Origin of the sequence: Phyllobacterium sp. SL163 (genome assembly GCF_049896885.1) — a bacterium.
GTDB lineage: Bacteria > Pseudomonadota > Alphaproteobacteria > Rhizobiales > Rhizobiaceae > Phyllobacterium > Phyllobacterium calauticae.
The window spans coordinates 378133-400909 of record NZ_JAFCVE010000004.1; the positions used below are offsets into that span (position 1 = coordinate 378133).

Annotated in this window: 17 protein-coding genes; 5 read left to right on the forward strand and 12 right to left on the reverse strand. The window is 61.6% G+C overall.

Annotated elements, in window-relative coordinates:
* Positions 1–38 precede the first annotated feature (38 nt).
* The 7 genes from ACP7B1_RS11630 to ACP7B1_RS11660 form a co-directional block, all read right to left on the reverse strand.
* The gene (locus ACP7B1_RS11630) at positions 39–3881 is read right to left on the reverse strand and encodes an AsmA family protein (protein ID WP_346307676.1); all 3843 of its coding nucleotides are present in this window, start codon (positions 3879–3881) and stop codon (positions 39–41) included.
* 41 nt (positions 3882–3922) lie between these two features.
* Positions 3923–5332, reverse strand: a complete 1410-nt coding sequence (locus ACP7B1_RS11635; protein WP_223612759.1) for an FAD-binding oxidoreductase — start codon at positions 5330–5332, stop codon at positions 3923–3925.
* A 296-nt stretch (positions 5333–5628) separates the two neighbouring features.
* Positions 5629–5988, reverse strand: a complete 360-nt coding sequence (locus ACP7B1_RS11640) for a DUF2185 domain-containing protein (RefSeq protein WP_223612758.1) — start codon at positions 5986–5988, stop codon at positions 5629–5631.
* A gap of 8 nt (positions 5989–5996) precedes the next feature.
* A complete protein-coding gene (locus ACP7B1_RS11645; protein WP_346306669.1) occupies positions 5997–6950 on the reverse strand; it encodes a hypothetical protein in 954 nt (317 codons plus the stop codon).
* Between the two features lie 242 nt (positions 6951–7192).
* Positions 7193–8095: a dienelactone hydrolase family protein gene (locus ACP7B1_RS11650; protein WP_426136920.1), complete on the reverse strand. Its 903-nt coding sequence runs from the start codon at positions 8093–8095 to the stop codon at positions 7193–7195.
* A 187-nt stretch (positions 8096–8282) separates the two neighbouring features.
* A complete protein-coding gene (locus ACP7B1_RS11655) occupies positions 8283–8822 on the reverse strand; it encodes a glyoxalase superfamily protein (protein WP_346307857.1) in 540 nt (179 codons plus the stop codon).
* Between the two features lie 242 nt (positions 8823–9064).
* The gene (locus ACP7B1_RS11660) at positions 9065–11395 is read right to left on the reverse strand and encodes a glucose/quinate/shikimate family membrane-bound PQQ-dependent dehydrogenase (protein ID WP_346307856.1); all 2331 of its coding nucleotides are present in this window, start codon (positions 11393–11395) and stop codon (positions 9065–9067) included.
* Positions 11396–11639: 244 nt separating this feature from the next.
* Between ACP7B1_RS11660 and ACP7B1_RS11665 the strand changes: the two genes are divergently transcribed.
* Positions 11640–14081 (forward strand): ATP-dependent helicase, encoded by a 2442-nt coding sequence (locus ACP7B1_RS11665; RefSeq protein ID WP_426136921.1) that lies wholly within the window; start codon positions 11640–11642, stop codon positions 14079–14081.
* Positions 14082–14286: 205 nt separating this feature from the next.
* On the opposite strand, the gene ACP7B1_RS11670 is transcribed toward ACP7B1_RS11665, so the two are convergent.
* Together ACP7B1_RS11670 and ACP7B1_RS11675 are read right to left on the reverse strand one after the other, a co-directional pair.
* On the reverse strand, positions 14287–14769 hold the full coding sequence (locus ACP7B1_RS11670; RefSeq protein ID WP_403176842.1) for a CreA family protein: 483 nt from the start codon (positions 14767–14769) through the stop codon (positions 14287–14289).
* An 83-nt stretch (positions 14770–14852) separates the two neighbouring features.
* On the reverse strand, positions 14853–15485 hold the full coding sequence (locus tag ACP7B1_RS11675; RefSeq protein WP_130270017.1) for a DapH/DapD/GlmU-related protein: 633 nt from the start codon (positions 15483–15485) through the stop codon (positions 14853–14855).
* A 68-nt stretch (positions 15486–15553) separates the two neighbouring features.
* Between ACP7B1_RS11675 and ACP7B1_RS11680 the strand changes: the two genes are divergently transcribed.
* The 4 genes from ACP7B1_RS11680 (at position 15554) to ACP7B1_RS11695 (ending at position 19246) form a co-directional block, all read left to right on the forward strand.
* Positions 15554–15715: a hypothetical protein gene (locus ACP7B1_RS11680; protein ID WP_223612750.1), complete on the forward strand. Its 162-nt coding sequence runs from the start codon at positions 15554–15556 to the stop codon at positions 15713–15715.
* Between the two features lie 34 nt (positions 15716–15749).
* A complete protein-coding gene (locus tag ACP7B1_RS11685) occupies positions 15750–16343 on the forward strand; it encodes an SCO family protein (RefSeq protein WP_346307853.1) in 594 nt (197 codons plus the stop codon).
* A 26-nt stretch (positions 16344–16369) separates the two neighbouring features.
* Entirely contained in the window at positions 16370–17251 is an 882-nt protein-coding gene (locus ACP7B1_RS11690) for a 50S ribosomal protein L11 methyltransferase (RefSeq protein ID WP_346307852.1), read from the forward strand.
* A gap of 168 nt (positions 17252–17419) precedes the next feature.
* On the forward strand, positions 17420–19246 hold the full coding sequence (locus ACP7B1_RS11695) for an aminopeptidase P family protein (protein ID WP_426136922.1): 1827 nt from the start codon (positions 17420–17422) through the stop codon (positions 19244–19246).
* Between the two features lies 1 nt (position 19247).
* Here the strand turns inward: ACP7B1_RS11695 and ACP7B1_RS11700 are convergent, their stop codons facing one another.
* The 3 genes from ACP7B1_RS11700 to ACP7B1_RS11710 all read right to left on the reverse strand — a co-directional run bounded on the left by ACP7B1_RS11700 (position 19248) and on the right by ACP7B1_RS11710 (position 22709).
* Positions 19248–19544: an AzlD family protein gene (locus tag ACP7B1_RS11700; RefSeq protein ID WP_130270011.1), complete on the reverse strand. Its 297-nt coding sequence runs from the start codon at positions 19542–19544 to the stop codon at positions 19248–19250.
* A 1-nt stretch (position 19545) separates the two neighbouring features.
* Complete coding sequence (locus ACP7B1_RS11705) at positions 19546–20292, reverse strand: AzlC family ABC transporter permease (RefSeq protein WP_346304869.1); 747 nt, start codon at positions 20290–20292, stop codon at positions 19546–19548.
* A gap of 152 nt (positions 20293–20444) precedes the next feature.
* Positions 20445–22709 carry a TonB-dependent hemoglobin/transferrin/lactoferrin family receptor gene (locus tag ACP7B1_RS11710; protein WP_346304868.1) on the reverse strand — a complete coding sequence of 755 codons (2265 nt, stop codon included), beginning with the start codon at positions 22707–22709 and terminating at the stop codon, positions 20445–20447.
* Positions 22710–22777 lie beyond the last annotated feature (68 nt).

The following is a 22777-nucleotide window of genomic DNA, read 5'->3' on the forward strand; positions in this document are numbered from 1 at the left end:
TGTCGAACCACGCACAATGGTTTTGCCAGCCGCCGGCCCTACTGAACCGTTGGCCCGAGCGTCTTCAAAAAATCATCCACGGACTGTTTGTTGAGGGCACCGCTTCCCTGCTGCGGCGGAACCTGCGCACCGCCGGTGGGAGCCGACTGCTGCTCGCGGGCCTTCCGGGCCGCATCTTCCGCAGCCTGCTTCTCGGCGGCAGCCTTTTCAGCGGCGGCTTTCTCGGCAGCGGCTTTCTCGGCCGCAGCCCTTTCAGCCGCCTGCCGCTCCGCCTCGGCCTTTGCCGCCGCTTCCTGTTCCGCCTTCAGCCTGGCTTCTTCGGCAAGCCTCTGCCGTTCCGTGGCCTTGCTCTGGAACAGCAGGGCTTCGCGGCGCAGCCGCTGCTTTTCAACCAGCGATGCCTGCATGGTTTCGACGCGCTGCTGCTCGCGCTCCAGCGTGCGCTGCGTCAGGAACTGTTCCAGCGGCTGGCGGTTCAGCGTCCATTTCGGCGCGCGCCACGGCCCCTCTCCCTTGAACTCGACAACCGGCTCGGCACCGGCAACCACCAGCTTGCCCGGATCGAACGCATAGCGCCCCTGCGAGGCCATGGTCATGTCGGGGAAATTCAGCCGCAGATCGGCATTCAGCGACGCACCGGGGCTTTTCAGCTGGAATGTCGATGTCCGCGCCGTGCCGCCGGCAATGGTAAAGGCAAACTCGGCCGCACCCGCATTGAACGGCCCGGCATGCAGATATTTGCCGATGACGCCATTCACGCTGGCAGCGGTGATCGGGCCCGCCAGCCCGTCGGCATCGTCCAGAATAGGCTTGAGCGCGCCGGGATTGATGGTATCGACGGCCAGATCATCCACCGAAACGACGCCCGAACCGGCAACCGACGCCATCATGTCGGCGATGGAGGTGCCGGTTGCGTTGACCGAGGCGACGATCTTGGCTGTGCCCATCAGCGGCTCATGGTCGTCAGGCGTGTAGAGATCATCGAGGGAGGCCTGCTCCAGCGTGAACTGACCGGCCGCCAGACCGGTACCGCTCGTGTTGCGCAGCTCGAACGTGCCCTTGACGGTGCCGCCGAGAATCTCGCCCTGCGTTTCATCGAGCCGCAGATAGCCGTCCTTCAGCGATGCGGTGGACTGCAGCTTGCCCATCCGTCCGAGAACACCGGCGTCCGCCTCGTCAGCCTTGATCTTGAGATTGAAATCGGCCGGGAACAGCGGCGCCTTGGCAAAGGTTTCCTTCGGCCAGTGCGTTTGCCCGCCCGCGTCGACAGCACCGGTGCCGAGCATGAACTGCGCCACGGCGGGAAGGTCGATCCTGCCCAGCGCCAGATTGCCCTGGATATCGGGTGTGCCGTTGTTCACGCCGAGATCGAGACGGCCGGCAATCTTGGTGTCATGCACCTTGCCGTTCAAATCCGGCAGCACCAGCCGGCCCTTGGCGAGCTGGAAGCTGCTGGCCATGTCGACCGGCATGCCGTTGCCAAATCCCGGCAGCGAATAGCCGGCTGTCGCAAGATACGGCTCCAGATCGCTGGCCTTGATCGACGCGCGCCCTTCACCGTTCAACAGGCCGTTGCTGCTGCGCAAACTGCCGTCGAGGAGCGCCTGACCATCCGGCGCTTTCAGCGCAAGCTGCGTCTGGATGCCGTCCTTGCCATTGCCTTTCAAGGCAAGGTCCGCCTCCAGCTCACCGGCAAAGCCGAGCGGCAGCGCGGGAAGTCCGATCAGGGCCATCAGGTTCTCGCCGTGATCCGTGCGCGCATTCATCGTCAGTTCCAGCACACGGAACTTGTCGGTACCCTGGCTCGTCGTGCCGGAAAGCGTGATATCCATGCCACCGGTTTTCCCCGCCGCGCTCAGCGACAACTCATCGGCGGCATCCTTGCCATGCAGCGCATTGGCGATGATGCTCAGCTCCGTTCCGTCAAACAGTCCGGGAAACCGGGCCGCATGCTCGTTGAGCGCTGCAAGGAACGGGAAGTCGGGAAACTGCGCCGCCAGCGCCGCAACGAACGGCGCCATGTCATCCGAGAGAACCGTTGCATCCAGCGAACCGGAAGGCTCGGCCTTGAACGGCGCGATCTTGCCGGTTGCGGTAATGGTCGCCCCGGACACATTGCCCACGGTCAGGCGGTCGATATCGAAGACGCCGTCGCGCAGACGAAAGCCGGTATCGAGCGATTCTGCCACCAGCCCGCCATGGCTGACCGGCCCGGCTTTCACCCGCACATCGAGATCTTCACCCGCCAGCTGCGGTGCGCCCTTGCCCGCCTCCGATGGCGTGTTGCGGCCGAAGATGGCGGCAAAGGCTTCCAGCGCATCGCCATCCAGCGCACCACCATCCAGCGTCAGCTGGGTCAGCGGCACGGATTCGCCCTTGGCGCTGCGGATCAGCGATCCCTTCAGCGAGGCGCCGCCAAGCGCCACTTCCAGATTGTCGATGCGCTGCAGGTCGTCGTGCAGTTTCACATCACCGGAAAAACCCGCCCCGGCCAGCCGCCGGATCGATTCGTCCACCGTATCGGTCAGCCAGGCGGCGAGACCTGAGGGCTGGCGCGATGCGACAAGCAATTTGCCGTCAAAACCGAAATCCTCGCCGATCTGCAGCATACCGCTGGCCTCGAACTGGGTTCGTCCCGGCAGTTCCGCCCGCAGCTGGTTGATCTTCCAGGCGCCGCCCGAGGGTTCCGCGTCGATCCGCACCGAGCGGATGGTGGTGTCGCCCGCCACGATGGCCGGAAGTTTCAGATCGATGCTGCCCGGAACCGTTGGAATGGGCAGCTGGTCCATCAGCCGGCGGAACACGCCCAGCCGCTGCGCGGCCGTGTGCGGTGTCGGCTTGCTGCCCTTGCTGTCCTCGTTCTGGTTGTCGAACGTGACCTGCTGGCCATCCGCCTTGATTTCAAACCGCGGGTTCCTGCCATAGTCGAAAAGCGCGTTGCCATTGACGATATAGGGATCGTCAACCGTCCCCTGCTCCATCCGGAACTCCGGAATGGTCACGCTGGCATGATCGGCCTCGAAGCGCCCGGTCACGCGCACGCTGGAAAGAAGCGGCTTGTCCTCGGCCGGCGTCCCCTTGCCCGCCGCCTTGGGCGCTGTCTCGTCAGCCGAACGGATGTTGATGCTGCCGGCATATTTCAGCGCGCCCTTGTCAAGCGTCACCCCGCCGTCGGTCTCGAGCACCGCCGGAATGCCGTCAGGGATAATGCGTGCATGCACGTTGAGCGAGCCGTCCGGCTTCAACTGGCCGGTGGAAGCGGAAACGCTGGTCCGCTCCCCGTTGAAAAGCAATGTGCCATCGAATTTCCACGGACCGCTCAGCTTGGTCGCGGACACCGTCGCATTGAGATCGTTCACGGTGCGCACTGTCGCGGTGGAGGCGTCGCGCACCAGCACGGAGCCGTTGGTGATCCGCACGTTTTCCAGCTTGACCTGCGTCGAGCCGAACGATGTCTGTGGCCGGATGGCCCAGTCGACCACGCCGTTGCGGTCGATATTGACCGAAGCGGTCGGCTTCTCCAGCCGCATGTCGAAAATGAGAATCTCGCCGCGCAGGAACGGCGCAAGTTCCGCGTCCATCGAAAACTTGTCGATGGTCATGACCGGCGCCGATCCGGGGTCGCCCACCTTGACGTCGGAAAAGGTCACCGATGGAAACGGCAGAAGCCGGGCGCTGGCCGTCCCGGCAACCGTGACGGGCCGCCCGAGCAGCGCCGATGCCTCCCGTTCAAACGAGGAGCGGTAGCCGGCCCAGTCGACAAAATACGGCACCACCAGTGCCGCGGTGAGCACCAGTACCAGTAGTCCGCCGATCAGAACAAAAAGGCGCGCCAGTGTTTCAACTCCATTCTTACGCGTTGGGCACCGTATACACCGCACCGTTCACAAATTGGGCGAAGATGCGGAATCAACGTGCAAAGTTACAGACGTAAGATCTTGCCGGGATTCATGATATTGCCCGGATCGATAGCCCGCTTGATCGTTTCCATCACGTCGACCGCACCGCCAAGCTCGAGTCGGAGGAATTTTATCTTGCCCTGGCCGATGCCGTGCTCGCCCGTGCAGGTTCCGTCCATGGCAATCGCCCTGAGATTGAGACGCTCGACAAAGGCTTCCACGTTCTGGATTTCCTCCGGATTCTTGTCGTCGAACAGGATCAGCACATGGAAATTGCCGTCGCCCGCATGACCGACAATCGGCGCGATCAGCCCGCTCGCCGCAATATCCTTCTCGGTCGCGACGATACATTCGGCCAGGCGCGAAATCGGCACGCACACATCCGTCGACAGCGACTGCTTTCCGGGCGCCAGCGTCATGCAGGCGAAGTAGGAATTGTGCCGCGCCGACCACAGCTTTTCCCGCTCTTCCAGATTGGCCGTCCATTTGAACGGGCCGCCGCCATTGGCCGCGGCAATCTCGCCGAAGAGTTCCGCCTGTTCGGCCACACCGGCGTCACTGCCGTGGAACTCGACAAAGAGATAGGGAGCAACCGGATAATCAAGCTTGGAATAATTGATCATCGCCTGCATCTGCAGGCTGTTGACCAGCTCGATACGCGCCACGGGAATGCCCATCTGGATGGTCTCGATCACCGCATTGCAGGCGCTTTCGAGATCCGGAAACGCACAGATGCCGCCGGAGATCGCCTGCGGAATGCCGTAGAGCTTCAGCGTCAGCTCGGTGATGATGCCGAGTGTGCCTTCGGAGCCGACGAGCAGCCGGGTGAGGTCATAACCGGCAGACGTTTTCTTCACCCGTTTTGCCGTGCTGATCAGGCGCCCGTCCGGCATGACGGCCTTCAGCGCCAGCACGTTTTCGCGCATGGTGCCGTAGCGCACGGCATTGGTGCCCGAGGCACGCGTGGCAGCCATGCCGCCAAGGCTGGCATTGGCGCCGGGATCGATCGGGAAGAACAGGCCGGTATCGCGCAGATATTCGTTGAGCTCCTTGCGGGTGATGCCCGGCTCGACCACGACATTGAGGTCTTCGGTATAGACCTTGAGAATGCGGTTCATCCGCGACAGGTCGATGGACACACCGCCCGCCGGCGCATTCACATGGCCTTCCAGCGATGTGCCGGTGCCGAACGGAATGACCGGCACCTGCCACTCGCCGCAGAGGCGCACCACTTCCTGAACGTCTTCGGTCGTTTCGGCGAAAACCACGAGATCGGGGGCCTGGTTCGGAACATAACTGGTGGTGTGGCCATGCTGCTCGCGGATGGATTTGCCCGTCTGCGCGTTGTCACCAAACCTTTTCTTAAGAATCGAAACAACGGTCGCAATACCATTTTCATTGCGCACCATTGCTCCTGCATCAGCCAATGCCATTCCAGTCTCCAGAATTCCAATCGAGGATTCGTCCAATTCACGTGCATTTTCAGTCACTGCACGCGACTTGTCCAGTTGTAACTCTGTGTGAGAGAACCGCAAGGGTTGGGGAAGAAAGTCCGTGAGATAATCTCAATCAGCACAGCGGGATGATGCTGGTGGTGGTGGTGCGTGGTTCGACAAGCTCACCATGAGGGATGTGGTTTGGTTGCAGCATCAATCGAAGACCTTGCAGAACGCAATCACCGGAAGCCCACAACCTCCCTCATGGTGAGCTTGTCGAACCACGCACCCCTTCACTCCTCATCGTCGTCGCTGGGTTCCCAGTCGGTGACCCGGACAAAGCGCTCCTGTTCGCCGGTCCGTTCAAACACGCTGCCGACCGGCGAGTCGAGCAGCGGAATGATGCTGGGATCGTAATTGGCGATGGTGTTGACGTCGAAAATCCCGCTGTTGTCCGGGTCTTCCATATAGTCGTCGCTCTCGAAGCCCGAGAGAAAACGCCAGCCGCTGTCCAGTGCGTTGTCAGGATCCTCGCGGTACATGAAGCGCACGGGATAGCCGTCGATTGTGATCGTATCGGTTGCGATACAGCCGCCGTAATTGCGGACCAATGGCCGTATCTCGTCTTTGCTGAGTCGATAGGTTTTATCCATGCCTGATTTTAATTGATCGTCAGCGACTTGGCGAGTCTGCGGAAGCGGTCGGCAAATTTATCCTTTTCGCTGCCCCGCACGATCAGGATGGCGCGAACGTAGCGGTCACCGGCAAACCGGGCGATCTGGGCGACGTAAAGCGTATCTCCGCTGGTCGCGTCCTTGGCGCTGCCGTCAATATCCACCCATTCGCCGCCATCGGCCGGCGCGCTGCTTTCATTGTCCGAGCGGACATCCTTGATCCCGGTCAGCGACGCAAAGGCCTTCCTGGCAAAGTCCATGCGTGCGGCAGCCTCGGGCGCATTGCCGAGATTGGACGCGATGATGATCACCGGCTGCGCCGCGCTGGCGGGTACATCCTGCGGTCCGTCGGTCAGGAGATAGGTTGCCCCGGCAATGGCACGGATCGGACGAAATCCGGCGAGATCGCCGACCTTGAACGGCAGGGCGGCGATCTGTTCCTCAAGGGTTGGCGGCGTGCGCACCGCGATCGAGCGCAATGTGTCCTCGACATCCGCATCCGATGGCGCACCGGCAACCCCGTCGGGAATTTGCATGGTGACCATCGTCGTGGTTGTCGGCGCCTGCGACAGGACAATCCATTTGCGGTATTTGATGCCGGAGGCAATCTGGCTGCCGTGAATATACTTGGCCGCCGACGCGCCCTTGACCTGCCAGTCCTGTGCGGCACCGCTGACAACGATGCCCGTGGGCGCCAGACCTTCCGCATTGAACTTGGCGGAGATTTGCGCATAGGCATCCACCGGCAGCTCAGTCAGCACAATGGTCGCGCCCATCGCCGGGTCTTCAAACCCGCTGAACGTCGACGACGGCTGCATGTTCCGGGGGATGACCAGGCCGACGCTGGAGCCTTCCGGGAAAACAGCCTCCTGCGCAAAGCCCGCCTGCACATGCGCAAGCGACATCATCATGAAGACCAGAAGGGCAGTAATGTAGCGCATGAAGGCATTTCCCGTCGCGTTCCGTTGTTGTGACTAGCAGTGCCCGGAACGGTCTGGCAAGCCATTGGTTTCATGGGGACGGGAAATGTGTGATGTATGACTCATAGTGCGTGGTTCGACAGGCTCACCATGAGGGAGGTGGTTTGACTGCAAAGCCAATCTTAGACGTTGCAGAATAGTGCTTCCTGCAATCCGCCACATCCCTCATGGTGAGCCTGTCGAACCACGCACCGTGAGGCTTTTCAGCTCAGATATTTCTTGAAGAACGCCACCGTGCGGCTCCAGGCGAGATCGGCGGCTTCCTTGCTGTAGCGGGCGGTGGACGTATCGTTGTTGAACGCGTGGTTGACGCCGTCATAGACCTCGATGTCAAACGTCTTGCCGTTGTCCTCAAGCGCTTTCCTGTAGCCGTCAATGCCCGCATTGATCCGCGTATCGAGGCCCGCATAGTGCAGCAGCAGCGGTGCCTTGATTTTTGCGACATCCTCGGTCTTGGGCTGGCGGCCGTAATAGGCCACCCCGGCATCGAGGTCCGGCGAATTGACGGCCAGATCATTGACCAGCCCGCCGCCCCAGCAAAAGCCCATCACGCCGACCTTGCCATTGGCATACTTGACCGATTTGAGATAGGCGATCGTCTCGACGCCTTCGGCAATGGTCTTTTCGGGGTCGAGATTGGCAATCAGATCGCGCGCCTTGTCTTCGTCCGAAGGCGTGCCGCCGGCCGACGACAGGAAGTCCGGGGCGAAAACCGTAAAGCCTTCCAGTGCCATGCGCCGGGCGATATCGCGGATATGCCTGTTGAGACCGCGATTTTCGTGAATGACCACGACCACCGGCAGTTTCGCCGTCGTGTCGGTCGGGCGTACGCTGTAGCCTTTCATGTCTCCCGCCGGGCCGGAATGAATGACGTCCTTGGTGAGCAGCCGCGGATCGTCGGACGCGACAACCGCAGCCTGTGCCGAATTTGCCGCCAGCATCGGTGCAATGATCGCAGCTGCGGCGCCGGAGCCCGCCAGCTTGGCGAGCTTGTCCATGAAGGACCGCCGGTCGAGGGTCAGATGCGTGTATTCGTCATAAGCATCGACCATGGCCTGACTGATCGTAGGAGTTTTCTTCGGCTTGTCCATTGTGGCTCTTTCCATCGAAAAGGACTGCCGGGCCATCAAACCCCCGCCGTTTCCCATCACCCTTTCAGGCGATGCGAAAGGACACCGGTGGAGAGCGCAACGCCGAGTCCAGTCATCACTGTGGCGTCAATTTCCCAGACGCCGACCGCCTCGTCAAGGCAGGCAGCACCGGATTGCCCCGGCGCTGTCCCGCATGCAAAACCTACTTGTCCTCGCAAAAGCTGATCCGGTTGCTGAACGGATCGATCACATGCACCTCGCGGCCCCAGGGCGCTTCTTCGAGACCCGGCTTCATGAAGCGGTAGTTCCTGGCATGAAGCTCCTTGTGAAACGCTTCGATGCCCGTCATGCGCACGAAAACCCGGGCGCCCGGACTGGCATCGCCGGAATGTTCACTCAGATGCAGCGTCAGGCCGGAGCGCGTCACCTGACAGTAAAGCGGCATGTTGTCCTCGAACCGGTGCTCCCAGTCGAGGGTGAAGCCGAGATAGTCCAGGTAGAATTCCTTGGCCTTATCAACGTCGAAAATCCGCAGGATTGGGTTGGCCGGTCCAAAGGAGATGGCTCCCTTCGGTGCAGGCCCGTCCTCCGCGATCTTTGCCGCCAGCACGTTCCAGTTGCCGAGACCGAACCCGGCGGCAACAAGCTCCAGACCGTCACTGTGGGAAATCTCGATATTCTTGGCGGCAAGCGCCTGTCGCAGCGATTTGGCCATCGCCTTGGCATCATGAAATGTACGCATCGTCTATCCTTCATAGGGGTGAACGCGGAAAGTCAGTGCCCGCATTGCCGACCCGTTCACCATGCAAAGGATGAAACGCAGCATCGTTCGATACATTCACCATGGGTTGAACCCCCGCGAGCGGCTGGCCGTATCTGCCTGGTGAATTGATATGAGCAGTTTTACGCCGCGTCAACTGGATTAAAACAGTCAACAAAAACCCTCCCGGCTGCCGACCGGGAGGGTGCGATGGTGCGCCCAGCCTATTTCGGCAGGGTATAGGCGATGACGTAGTCACCGGCCTTGGTGTTGATCGAGCCGTGGCCACCGGCGACGATGACGACGAACTGCCGCCCGTCGGGCAGCGCATAGGACATGGGTGTGGACTGTCCGCCCGCCGGAAGACGCCCTTCCCACAGCTGCTTGCCCGTGGTCACGTCATAGGCCCGCAGATAATTGTCGACCGTTGCGCCAAGGAATGCGACGCCGCCCGCCGTGATGATCGGGCCGCCCAGCCCCGGCACCCCGACCTTGAGCGGCAGGGGCAGCGGCGAGGAATCGTACACCGTGCCGTTGCGGTGCTTCCAGGCGATCTTGCCTGTGCGCAGGTCCGCCCCCGCCACGTAGCCCCAGGGCGGGGTCTGGCATGGCAGGCCGAGCGGCGAGACGAACGGTCCCATCACCACCGCATAGGGTGCGCCTTCATTGCGGTTGAGCCCCTGCTCGCTGCCCTTGGTGCCCGCACCCGGCGCCGGCACATCGGCGCGCGGCACGAGCCGTGAAGTGAAGGCCAGATAGGTCGGCATGCCGAACATCACCTGCCGCTCCGGATCAACCGCCACGCCGCCCCAGTTGAACACGCCGAAATTGCCGGGATAGATCAGCGAGCCCTGCAGCGACGGCGGCGTATAACGCCCTTCATAGCGTAGCTTGAGGAAATGGATGCGGCAGGCGAGCTGGTCGAACAGCGTCACGCCCCACATGTCCTTACCCTGCAGCGGTCGCGGTATGAATGTCAGGCCGGAAACCGGCTGTGTCGGCGCGGTGTGGTCGCCCTCGATGGCACCGCCGGGGGCAGGCACCTCCTCGACCGGAATGATCGGCTCGCCCGAACGCCGGTCGAGCACGTAGATATCGCCCTGCTTTGTCGGACCGACCAGTGCCGGAACCGCTCCGCTTGCGGTGTTGATGTCGACAAGGCTTGGCTGCGAGGGCACGTCCATGTCCCAGAGATCGTGATGCACGGTCTGGCGCACCCAGCGCATCTGCCCGGTGTTGAGATCGAGCGCCACGATGGAGGACGAGAATTTCTCCACATTGGCGGACCGTCCGGCGCCAAGCTGGTCCGGCGTCTGGTTGCCGAGTGGCACATAGAGCAGCCCGAGTTTTTCATCCGCGCTGGAAATCGACCAGCTGTTGGGGGAGTTGGCGGTGTATTTCTGTCCCTCCGGCAGCGGCGTCGTCACATCGGGATTGCCGGAATCCCAGTTCCACACCAGCGCGCCGGTATTGATATCGAAAGCGCGGATGACGCCGGACTGTTCGTGGATCGAATAGTTGTCATTAACTGCGCCGCCGACAATGATCTTGCCCGCGGCAATGACCGGCGGCGAGGTCGAATAGTAGTACCCGGCGGGGTTATAGGGCATGCCGGTTTCCAGATGGATGGTGCCCTTGTCGCCAAAGGCCGGGCAGACCTGGCCATTGGCCGCATCGAGCGCGATCAGCCTTGCATCGGCGGTCGGCATATAGACCCGCTCGGCGCAGGGTTGTCCGGCCGCGACGGTGGCATCGGCATAATAGGACACGCCGCGGCAGGTCTGGTGCTGCCGGTCGTCATTGTCCTTCACCTGCGGATCGAAGCGCCATTTTTCCTTGCCGCTGGCCGCATCGAGCGCGATGACGAAGTTGTGCGGCGTGCAGATATAGAGCGTGTCGCGCACCTTGAGCGGTGTCACCTGATAGGTCGTTTCCGGAATATCGGTGGAGCGGCGCACATCGCCGGTCTGGTAGGTCCAGGCCACCTGCAGCTTGGCGACATTGTCGGGCGTGATCTGCTTCAGGGGCGAATAGCGCTGGCCGTAGAGGCTGCGGCCATAGAAGTGCCAGTCGTTATTGGGCACGCCGCCGATATCGGGCGTGGCGGTCACCGCCTCCCGGCTCAGCTGGCCGGGAAGATCGAGCGGATCCCGGGTCATGGAATAGCCGGCAACGCCGAACGCCACCAGAACGGCCAGCCAGAGCGGTGCTGCCCCCAGAGAGGCAGAGCCGGCATCGGCACGGGTCAACCGGCCGCGCACCCACGGCGTCAGGAGCCAGAGCCCGAGCAGGATGATCACGCCGCCACGCGGCGCCAGCTGCCACCAGTCGAAGCGGATTTCCCAGATGGCCCAGCCCAGCGTGCCGATCACCAGCAGCGCATAGACCGGCAATGCGGCCGAGCGCCGCCGGAAGAGGAGAATGGATGTGACGAGAAAGGCGAGCGCGGCGATGACGTAGTACCAGCTGCCGCCGAGGACGGCGAGCCAGACGCCACCCGCACCCAGGGCAGCTGCAATGATCAGAAAAAGGAGAGCCGTCAGAGTGATTGCCATGGCAGGGATCCTTTCCAAGCTCAATCAAGATCGAATGGTCCTGACATGAGGCTGCGAACGGGCCATCGGCTGCCAGATTCCTCTCTGACCTAGGCGTATGCCCTAATTCAGAACGGCGCAATATCAACGATTGCAAATTTCAATCGCAAGTTTCAGGGGGAAACTCTGCGCTAAATGCTGTATGTTCTTGCTTTGTATCGGATCGGTCTGGTTTTTCGATGCCGAATCACTACATTGGAGTGAAATGTCCGGATTGCCTGACGATATACCGTTCTTCGATGAACCTGATGCGCCTCGCCAGCCGCAGGGCATAGCTGCACGCGCCATGCAGGCGCGCGGCGCGCCGCCCTATCTCAATGGCCTCAACCCGGAACAGCGCCTTGCGGTTGAAACCACCGAAGGGCCGGTGCTGGTTCTCGCCGGAGCCGGAACCGGCAAGACACGGGTGCTGACCTCACGCATCGCCCACATCCTCTCCCTCGGCAAGGCCTATCCCAGCCAGATTCTTGCGGTGACCTTCACCAACAAGGCGGCGCGCGAGATGAAGGAGCGCATCGGCGTTCTCGTCGGCGGTGCCGTGGAAGGCATGCCTTGGCTCGGCACGTTCCACTCCATCGGCGTCAAGCTGTTGCGCCGCCATGCGGAACTGGCCGGCCTGCGCTCGGATTTCACCATTCTCGACACGGATGATGTCATCCGCCTGATCAAGCAGATCATTCAGGCCGAAGGGCTCGACGACAAACGCTGGCCTGCCAAGCAGTTCGCGCTGATGATCGACGGCTGGAAGAACAAGGGCCTCGGCCCGGAGGAAATCCCCGAGGGCGATGCCCGCGCCTTTGCCAACGGCAAGGGCCGCGAACTCTATACCGCCTACCAGAACCGCCTGAAGACGCTGAACGCCTGCGATTTCGGCGACCTGCTCTGCCATCCCATCCGCATGTTCCGCGCCTATCCGGATGTGCTGAAGGAATATCACGCCAAATTCCGCTACATCCTCGTCGACGAGTATCAGGACACCAACACAGCCCAGTACATGTGGCTGCGCCTGATCGCGCAGGGCTCGAAGAATGTCTGCTGCGTCGGCGATGACGACCAGTCGATCTATGGTTGGCGCGGTGCCGAAGTCGACAATATCCTGCGCTTCGAGAAGGATTTTCCCGGCGCGGTCGTGATCCGCCTGGAGCGCAATTACCGCTCGACGGCGCATATTCTCGGCGCGGCGTCGTTCCTCATTTCCCACAATGAGGGCCGCCTCGGCAAAACCCTGTTCACCGATGCGCCGAATGCCGAAGACGCCAAGGTCAATGTCCACGCCGCCTGGGATTCCGAAGAGGAAGCCCGCGCGGTCGGCGAGGAAATTGAACAGGCGCAGCGCAGGGGCCACAACCTCAATGATATGTCGATCCTCGTGCGCGCCTCCTTCCAGATGCGCGAGTTCGAAGACCGTTTCGTCACCCTCGGCCTGAATTACCGCGTCGTTGGCGGCCCGCGGTTCTACGAGCGCCTCGAAATCCGCGATGCCCTCGCCTATTTCCGCGTCGTGGCCCAAGGGTCCGATGACCTTGCGCTCGAGCGCATCATCAACACGCCCAAGCGCGGCCTCGGTGAAGCCGCCGTGCGGCAGGTGCATGACTATGCCCGCGCCCGCGATATCGGCATGCTCGATGCCGCCGCCGATCTGGTGCAGACGGAAGAGCTGAAGCCCAAACCCCGTTCCGCCCTGCGCGAAGTGGTTGAAAACTTCCATCGCTGGCAATCTTTGATTGATTCAACGCCGCACACCCAGCTCGCCGAAATGATTCTCGATGAATCCGGCTATACCGCCATGTGGCAGGCCGACCGTTCGGCGGAAGCGCCGGGCCGGCTGGAAAACCTGAAGGAACTCATCCGCTCCATGGAGGAGTACGAGTCCCTGCGGTCGTTCCTCGAACACGTGGCTTTGGTCATGGACGCCGAGCAGAATGAAAATCTCGATGCGGTCAACATCATGACGCTGCATTCGGCCAAGGGGCTGGAATTCGAAACCGTCTTCCTGCCCGGCTGGGAGGAAGGTCTGTTCCCGCATCAGCGCGCACTGGATGAGGGCGGCCGCTCCGGCCTTGAGGAAGAGCGGCGGCTTGCCTATGTCGGCCTGACGCGCGCCAAGAAGAACCTGCATATCTGGTTCGTCTCCAACCGGCGCATCCACGGGCTCTGGCAATCGACCATCCCCTCCCGTTTCCTCGAGGAACTGCCGGAAGCGCACGTGGAAGTTGTTGCGACAGGCAATTCCTATGGCGGATACGGTTCCGGCGGCGGCTATGGCCAGTCACGCTTCGACCGCGCCGATCCGTTCGAGAACACCTATTCGACGCCCGGCTGGCAGCGCGCCCAGCAGAACCGTTCTGACGCCACGCGCAACAATTGGGGCTCGCGCTCCGGCGCAAAGGTCGAGCGCATCGGCTATGGCGAGACGGATTCCGGCCACGGCGCCGGACGCGGCTCGGTCAAGGGCCGCATGATCGACGGCGAGCTGGTGGCCAAATCCGTCAGCGAAACCCCGTCGAATTTCGACGTCGGCGACCGGGTGTTCCACATCAAGTTCGGCAACGGCAATGTCTCATCCATCGAAGGCAACAAGCTGACCATCGATTTCGACAAGGCCGGGCAAAAACGCGTGCTCGACAGTTTTGTGAAGCAGATCTAGGCGGGCTGGGTTCTTTCACCCCCCTCTGGGCTGCCGCCCATCTCCCCCACAAGGGGGGAGATCACATCGACATCAGTGATTTTACGTAATTTTCGATGTTGAAGATTAGTTGAAACAGCTGTGAAAGCTGATCTCCCCCCTTGTGGGAGGAGATGTCCGGCAGGACAGAGGGGGGGGGTGTAAACCCAACGGAAACACCCCAACTCTATTCCGGCTTGCCCTTGGTCCAGGTGACATTTCCGGCAAACAACGGAATCGTGGCGATGGAGGTTTTGGCGGACCCGTCCTGCACCTGGCTGGCATGGGCGAGATAGATCAGCGCATTGTTCTGCTTGTCGTAGATGCGGGTGATGTTCAGCTTTTTCCAGATCAGGCTGGTGCGTTCGGAAAACACCCGCTCACCGCCCTCGCCCAGCTTGATGTCGCCGATGACGATAGGGCCGGTCTGCTGGCAGGAGATCGACGCATTGGACGGATCCTCGAACCAGTTGCCCTTCTGCAGCCGGTCGATCACGCCGCGCGAGAACGAGGCGAGATGGCAGGTGACGCCCTGGATCTTCGGGTCGGCAACCGCATCGATGACGATGTCATTGCCCAGCCAGTCGACGCCGACCTTGCCGACCTCCTCCGCCTGAGCCGGCAGTATGGCGGCGCCCAGTAGGGCCAGAGCAGCGAGCATATGCTTCATCGAGAATCTCCTGAAATGGTTGGGCTTGCCAGACACAGTTGGATACGGCGTTGCGGAATTGCAAGCAGAACGGCCCGCCGCCCCTATCGTTCCCACTTCGCCAGAAAATCCTCGATGCTCAGCGACTGGATATCGGGGATGGCCTCGAAAATCGTCGTCGCGGGCCAGTCCCACCAGGCCAGCGCCATCAGGCGTTCGGCAATGGCGGCGGGAAAACGCGGACGGATCAGGCGCGCCGGATTGCCCGCGACGATGGTGTAGGGCGCCACGTTTTTGGTCACCACCGCATTGGCGCCGATCACCGCGCCGTGGCCGATGCTGATGCCGGGCATGATGACTGCGCCATGGCCGATCCACACATCATGGCCGATGCTGACGCGCTTGGCCTGCCGCCGGGCACGGAAACCGAAATCGACCCCCTGATACCGGAAAAACTCATTGGGGCGATAACTCACCTTATGTGTGGTCAGCCGTTCCATCGGATGTTCCAGCGCGTTGATGCGCACGTTGGAGGCGATGGAGCAGAAGCGGCCGATATCCGCATAGATGCCTTCGCTGTGGCGTTCGATGTAGGAAAAGTCCCCCATCGTCACATCGCGCAGGATCACCCGCTCGCTGACCTCGGCGAAACGGCCGAGCTTGACGCCCTTGAGCTGTGCCGTCGGGTGGATGCGCGGTTCGGGATTCTGGAAGCGGAGGTCGTCGGGATCAGCCATCGTGCTTTCTCAAATAAGGTTGCGGCAATTCTTTTGCATAAAAGCCGGTGAAATCCTATAATCCCCGTATGAAATCATCCTATTCCATCAGCCCATCGCGATTGACGCTCTACACGACACTGGCACTCTTTGCAGCCATGGCGACGGGCGCAACCTTTGCCGCATGGTTCAACCATGGCGATACGATCTTCCTGTCGCTGATCCAGGCTGGTCTTTCCTGGTGCATATAGAAGCGCCAGCACAGCCCCCAGAGGAAATGTACTTATGAACAGACGTCTGATGCCGTTTCTTGTCGTGGCGATCATGCTGCTGGCCGCCGCGGCCGGATGGATCACGTTCCAGTCCTACCGCCATCAGCCGGGCTCCGCCAATGCCGGCCCCTTCGGCGTACCGTTTAAGCTCGTGACCATGAACGGCGAGCCGGTTACCGAGGCGGCGTTCCGGCAAAAGCCGTCGGCGGTGTTCTTCGGCTTCACCCATTGCCCGGAAATCTGCCCGACCACCCTGTTCGAACTCGATGCCTGGCTGAAGCAGCTCGGGCCCGAAGGCCAGAATATCAACGCCTATTTCGTCACCGTCGATCCCGAACGCGATACCGCCGATGTCATGAAAACCTATGTCGGCAATGTCTCGGACCGTATCACCGGCATAACGGGCGATCCCGACAAGATGGCGGCGATGCTGAAAGGCTATAGCGTCTATGCGCGCAAGGTGCCCACCGAGGGCAGCGACTACACCATGGACCACACCGCCTCGGTCTTTCTTCTGGATAGCAAGGGCGGTTTCTTCGGCACCATTGCCTATGGCGAAAATCCTGATACGGCTGTCGCCAAGCTGAAACGTCTGGCCAAGAGCTAGAGACCACCCCGAAAGTACACGACCCGATGACCCAGACCCGCCTGTTCCTCACCGCTGGCAAGATCGAAGCCGACCGCGTGTTCGACCTGCTGCAGCTCGCCTTCGAAGAGGATGGCCTGCCGATTTCCACTTTCGAAGTGGACGAGGATGCGGAAATCTTCGACGTCTCGGTCTATACGTTCGAGCCCGACGAGATCGAGCCGCGCATCCGCGATATCCTGGGCAGCCATGCCGTCAAGCTCGACGTGCAGCGCGAACAGGTACCCGATATCGATTGGGTCGCCCATTCGCTCGAAGGCCTCTCGCCGGTGCGTGCGGGACGGTTCTTCGTGCACGGCTCGCACGACCGCGACAAGCGCCGCATCAACGATCTCGGTATCGAGATCGACGCCGGTCTTGCCTTCGGCACCGGCCACCACGGCACCACCTCCGGCTGCCTCGACATGATCGGCGAAGTCATCCGCCGCGAACATCCGCGCAATGCGCTGGATCTGGGCACCGGCAGCGCCGTGCTGGCCATCGGCATTGCCAAGCTTGCCCCCATTCCGGTTCTGGCGACGGATATCGATCCGGTGGCCGTGGCGGTGGCGCAAGACAATGTGGTGAAGAACGGCGTCGCTGCGCGCGTCCAGACGGAGACGGCCACGGGCTTCCATCACCCGGCCATGCGCTTTGCAGCGCCATTCGACCTGATCGTCGCCAATATCCTCGCCCGCCCGCTGATGCAACTCGCGCCAGAAATGCGCAGGCATCTGGCCTGGGGCGGATCGCTCATTCTCTCGGGCATTCTGGAAACCCAGCGCGACAAGGTGCTGGCGGCCTATCGCGTGCAGGGTCTTTTCCACCAGAAGACGCTGCGGCGCGAGGGCTGGGTCACCCTGCACCTCAAGGCGAAATCCACCTACTGAATCAAAAGGGCAGCGAAAGCTGCCCTTTGTTTTCGGCGCATTAGATGATGCGCTTGGTTCCCGCGCACATACCGTCCTGAAAAACCCGGTGCAAACCGCGCGCCTCCATTGCCTCCGCCGTGATCGAAAGATAGGTTCCATCACCCAACAGCAGAGGTTTGCATCACCATGTTCCAGTCGTTTGAGGTCGTCAGCAATCCGGCCACCGGCGCCCCGCGCGTCGCCAAGCTGCGCGCCGAACTCGAAGCCCTCGGTCTTGACGGTTTTCTCGTTCCCCGCGCCGACGAACACCAGGGCGAATATGTACCGCCCCGCGCCCAGCGCCTCGCATGGCTGACCGGGTTCACCGGTTCCGCCGGTGTCGTGCTTGTCCTGAAAAACAAGGCGCATCTCTTTGTCGACGGCCGCTACACGCTGCAGGCCGCCGAGCAGACCGATCCTGCGGTTTTCACCGTGGAAAGCCTGGTGGAAACGCCGCCGCCGGTCTGGCTGCGCAACAGTGGCCGCAAACTGACCATCGGCTTTGACCCGTGGCTGCACACCATTGCCGAAACCAAGGCGCTGCGCGAAGCGCTGGAAGCCAATGGCGGCACGCTGGTGGCGGTCGAGCACAATCTGGTCGATCTGGTCTGGGAAAACCAGCCTGCCCCCCCGCTCGAAGCCGTGACCATCCAGCCGGAAAAATATGCCGGGAAACTCGCCAGCGACAAGCTGAAGGAACTGGCCGAAGCGGTGGAAAAGGCCAAGGCTGACGCAACCGTCCTGACCGATCCTTCCTCCATCGCCTGGGCTTTCAACATCCGCGGCAATGATGTGAGCAATACGCCGCTGCCCCTGTCCTTCGCCATCATTCCGGTGTCCGGCGAACCGCTGCTCTTCATCGACAAGCGCAAGCTGCCCATCGAGACGGAGGCTTACCTGACCCAGCTCTCAACACTGCGCCCGCCATCGGCCCTTGAAGCGGATGTCGCCAGCCTCGGCGCACAGGGCAAGGCCGTGATGCTTGACCCGGCGCTGGCAGCGGAAAAACTGCGGCTCGTGGTCGACCATGCCGGCGGCAGAATTGTCGAGGGCACGGATCCCGCCCGCCTGCCCCGCGCCCTGAAAAACGCCGCTGAACTGGCCGGTGCACGCAAAGCGCATGAGCGCGACGGCATTGCCATGGTCTCGTTCCTGGCCTGGGTCGACGCGCAGGCACCCGGCACCATTGACGAGATCGATGCGGCGAAGAAACTGGAGGAAACCCGCCGCAGCGTGGCGGAAGGGTTCCAGATGCCGCTGGAAAACCTCTCCTTCGACAGTATTTCCGGCGCGGGGCCGAATGGCGCTTTCGCCCATTACCGCGTTAACACCCAATCGAACCGCACGTTGCAGGATGGTGAGCTCTATCTCATCGACAGCGGCGGCCAGTACCGCGACGGCACAACCGACATCACCCGCACCCTGCCGGTCGGCAAACCGACCGAGGATATGAAGCGCAAGTTCACGCTGGTGCTCAAAGGCGTCATCGCCATCACCACCGCGCGCTTCCCCAAGGGCACGCGCGGCATGGACATTGACGTGCTCGCCCGCATCGCCCTTTGGAAGCAGGGCTATGATTACGGCCACGGCACCGGCCATGGGGTCGGCTCATTCCTGTCGGTGCATGAGGGTCCGCAGAGCATTTCCAAGCGCGGCACGCATGAACTGCTGCCGGGCATGATCCTGTCCAACGAACCCGGCTACTATAAGCCCGGCGGCTACGGCATCCGCACGGAAAACCTGCTCATTGTCACGGAACCTGTCGTCCCCGAGGGCGGCGATATCCCAATGATGGGTTTCGAAACGATCACGTTCTGCCCGATCGACAAGCGGCTGATCGATACCAGCCTGCTGGTCCGGGAAGAACTGGTATGGCTCGATTCCTATCACGCGAAGGTGCGCGAGGTTCTGCTGCCGCACACCGTTGCTGCCGACCGCGACTGGCTGATCAAGGCGACCGAACCGCTCGGATAACTCAGACGGGAAGCTGGCGCAGCAGGATGATCATGGCTGCGCCGGCGAGAAACATCGTCAACGCATTAAACCGCAGGGAAACCAGCCCGGCAAACACCAGCGCAACCACGCCGCGCCAGTCCGCCGTGGCGATGGCGGGGGCCACCAGCGTCGTCAGAACCGCGGCGGGCACGGCATTGAGTGCCACTTCGACGCGCGGATGCACGCGGTCGAAGCGCGACAGCACGAGATGACCGCCGATGCGGGTCAGGAACGTCAGCACGGCACCGGCAAGGATGATCCAGAAGATCGTCGACATCTCAGTTCTCCCCCGTAGTTTTATCGGGTTTCGCCACGATCACGGCGGTCAGGATACCGGCGAGCGCGCCGATGCTGACATGCCAGGGCGAACCGATGGTCTTGGCCGCCACAATCGATGCGATGCCGCTGGCAATGACGATGGGCGCCCAGTTGGAGCGTTTGCGGAACCCCATGACTAGGCCGAGGAAATAGATCGGCAACAGCATGTCGATCCCCAGCGCATGCGGATCCTTGATCAGATTGCCGAAGAGCCCGCCGATCCACGCTTCCACCACCCACATCACATAGATCGGTGTCGCCACGCCGAGATACCAGGCAAAGGTGACGCGCACACCGGACTCCGCCCGCTTTTCGGTCTCCGCATATTGCGGATCGGTCAGCAGGAAATAGCTCAACAGGCTTTCGGGAATGGTGAAATGGCCGATGCGGCGGCCGACGGCAGCCGAATACAGCACGTGGCGGAAGTTGACCGCGAAGATGGAAAAGACGATCAGCCAGGCCGGAATATTGTGGCCGAACAGCTCGATGCCGACCATCTGGCTCGCACCGCCAAAAATCGCCGCGCTCATCAGCACCGCTTCGAACACGGTAAAGCCGTTGTCGATGGCAAGCGCGCCGAACAGCAGGCCGAAAGGCGCCGAGGCAATCATCACGGGAAGCCCGCGACGGAACCCCTGCCAGAATTCCACGCCAAAGCCTGCCCGCCGCGCAACGGTGGTTTCGTCTTGATATGTTTGTTCGCTCATGATGAGCGTGGTCTAAGGCAGGTTGGCCAGCCTGTCACGTGAGAATTGTTGATCGCTATCATCAATGTTGCTGCAGCGTCGAACGGCCTGGCCAACTGCGTCGATGGTGTGCGCGGTTCGACACGCACACCAGACCCGGCTATCGGCTGAACTTAGAACTTCTGGGTCAGCGAAATGCGGAAGCTGCGGCCCACTTCGGCGTAACGGTCGGCCACCGCGAGATTGATATCGTTCGGGACATCCGTGGCATTCCAGTATTTCTTGTCGAAGACGTTGAAGACACCGGCCTGAAGCTTCATGCCCTTGGCAAACTTCGGCTCCCAATAGGCTGTCGTATCGACGATGCCATAGCCGGGAGCAACGAAACCGCCGCCGCTGACCTTGTCGCGCGCTGCGGCCATCGTCAGCGACACATCGGCACCCCAGCTGTCGGCGTTATAGCCGAGGCCGACAATCGCGCGGATCGGCGGGATGGAGTTCAGATATTCCTGAGTTTCGGTGTTCTTGCCCTGCGAAACGGCAACCGATGCCCATGTCACCCAGTTCTCGGCGAAATTGACGCGGCCATTGAGTTCGGCACCGTAGATCTGCACGCGATTGAGATTGGCATAGCCGGTGATGCCGCCAACCGGATACTCGCCGCCCGGCGGCGCAATGGTCACGTTGTCGATGAAGTTGCGGTAGTAATTGTTGAAGACGCTGGCCGACAGCGCATATCTGTCACTCTCATACTTGGCGCCCACCTCGAAACCGTTGCTGGTCTCGGCCTTCAGGCCGGGATTGCCGACACGGGCATAGGAACCGGGCGCGCCGTAATTCTGGAACAGTTCCTGCGCGGACGGCGCGCGGAAGCCCTGCGCCCATTGCACATAGAAATCCAGCTCGCTGGTGGCATGATAGGTCGCCCGCAGCTTCGGCGTAAAGCGCGAATCGCTGTTGGACGCCGGCAATGTCCCGTTAAAGTTGGGGCCATGCTCATAGGCTGCAGTCGACTGCGGATTGTGCTCGTACCAATCGAAACGTCCGCCCGGCGTCAGGGTCAGACGGCCATTCAGAAGCTCGATATCGTCCTCGGCATAGATGCCGAATCCGGTCGACTGCACGTCTGGCATATCGGAACTGTTGGCATGCAGCATGCGGCAGGTCTGCGGGCCGAAAGGCTGGGGCAGTTTGGTCCAGTCGACACTCGGGCAATTGTCGACGCCCGCCGCATACTGATGCATGTTCTGCCGGTAGATTTCCGTACCGATGCGGAACTTGTGCCTGATGTCGCCGATCTCGGCTTCCTTGACCACGTAGCCGGTAAAGCCATAGGCATCGAGGTTCAGCTCGTTGTCGCGCTTGTATACGCCCGAGGGGAAGCCATAGCGGAACGGGTCACCACGAATGATCCGCGCCCTGGCATCCGGCAGGCGGATGGCATCGGTCGTATTGGTCAGGGTCTGCTGCGTCCAGTAGGCAACGGCGTGCGCCTCATCCACCCAGCCGCCCTTGTCCGGGGCGATGTAGTCATAGCTGCCGGAAATGCGCTTGCGCTCATAGTTCTCGCCGGACTTGAAGCTGTCGGGCACATAGGCCGATGTCGTTCCGATGAAATTGTCCGAATCGGAATCTTTCTTGAAGATTTCGCCGGTCAGGCCGAAACGATGGCCGCCCTCGACATTCTGGTAGAGTTTTACCAGCACATTGCCCTGATCGTAATCGAGTGGATTGGCCTCTGTGCGTCCAGTGCCATAACCGCCGATATCACCGGGGGTATCTTTTTCGTGCCCCTGGCGATACCCACCCTGTACGAGGAATTCCGTGTTGCCGGCGCGCGCCGCCACCGCCGCATTGCTGCGCCAGCTGCGATCGCCGCTGTCATAGGTGCCTTTGGTCAGAACGCCCCAGTTGCGCCCATCGCTGATGACATCGGACGGGTCGAGCGTGCGCATCTGGACAACCCCGCCCAGCGCGCCCGAACCGTAACGGCTTGAGTCGGCGCCCTTGGTGATGTCAATCTTGGAGAGCCCGTCGAAATCAAAACCGTCGAGACCGCCCTGCGTTCCGCGCGGATCGGAAATCCACGGCACGCGGATGCCATCGATCGTCGTCAGCACCCGGTCCTGGTCGAGACCGCGCAGATTGATACTCTTCGAGGTGGAGTTGAAATTGACGCCCGCATCGACCCGGCGCCCCAGATCCTGGAAATTATCGACCATGCGTTTCTGGATAGTTTCCCGCTCGGTCGTCGCCGTCAGCGGCGTCGCCTCCGTGCCGCTCTGATTGCGCTTGAGCACAATCGGTGCCAGCTCGATTGTTTCGCCCGTTGCCGGTGCGCTTTGCGCAAACGCTGCGCCCGTGCCCAACCCCACAACCAGCAGGGTACCCGCGCTACCGCACATCAGGCGCGCAAGCATGTTCCGTGTCAAAACCATATCCAAACCCCCGAGAGAATGCTTGGCTGGCTTAACGTTGAGCGCGAAGACCGCGCCGTGTTCATGGC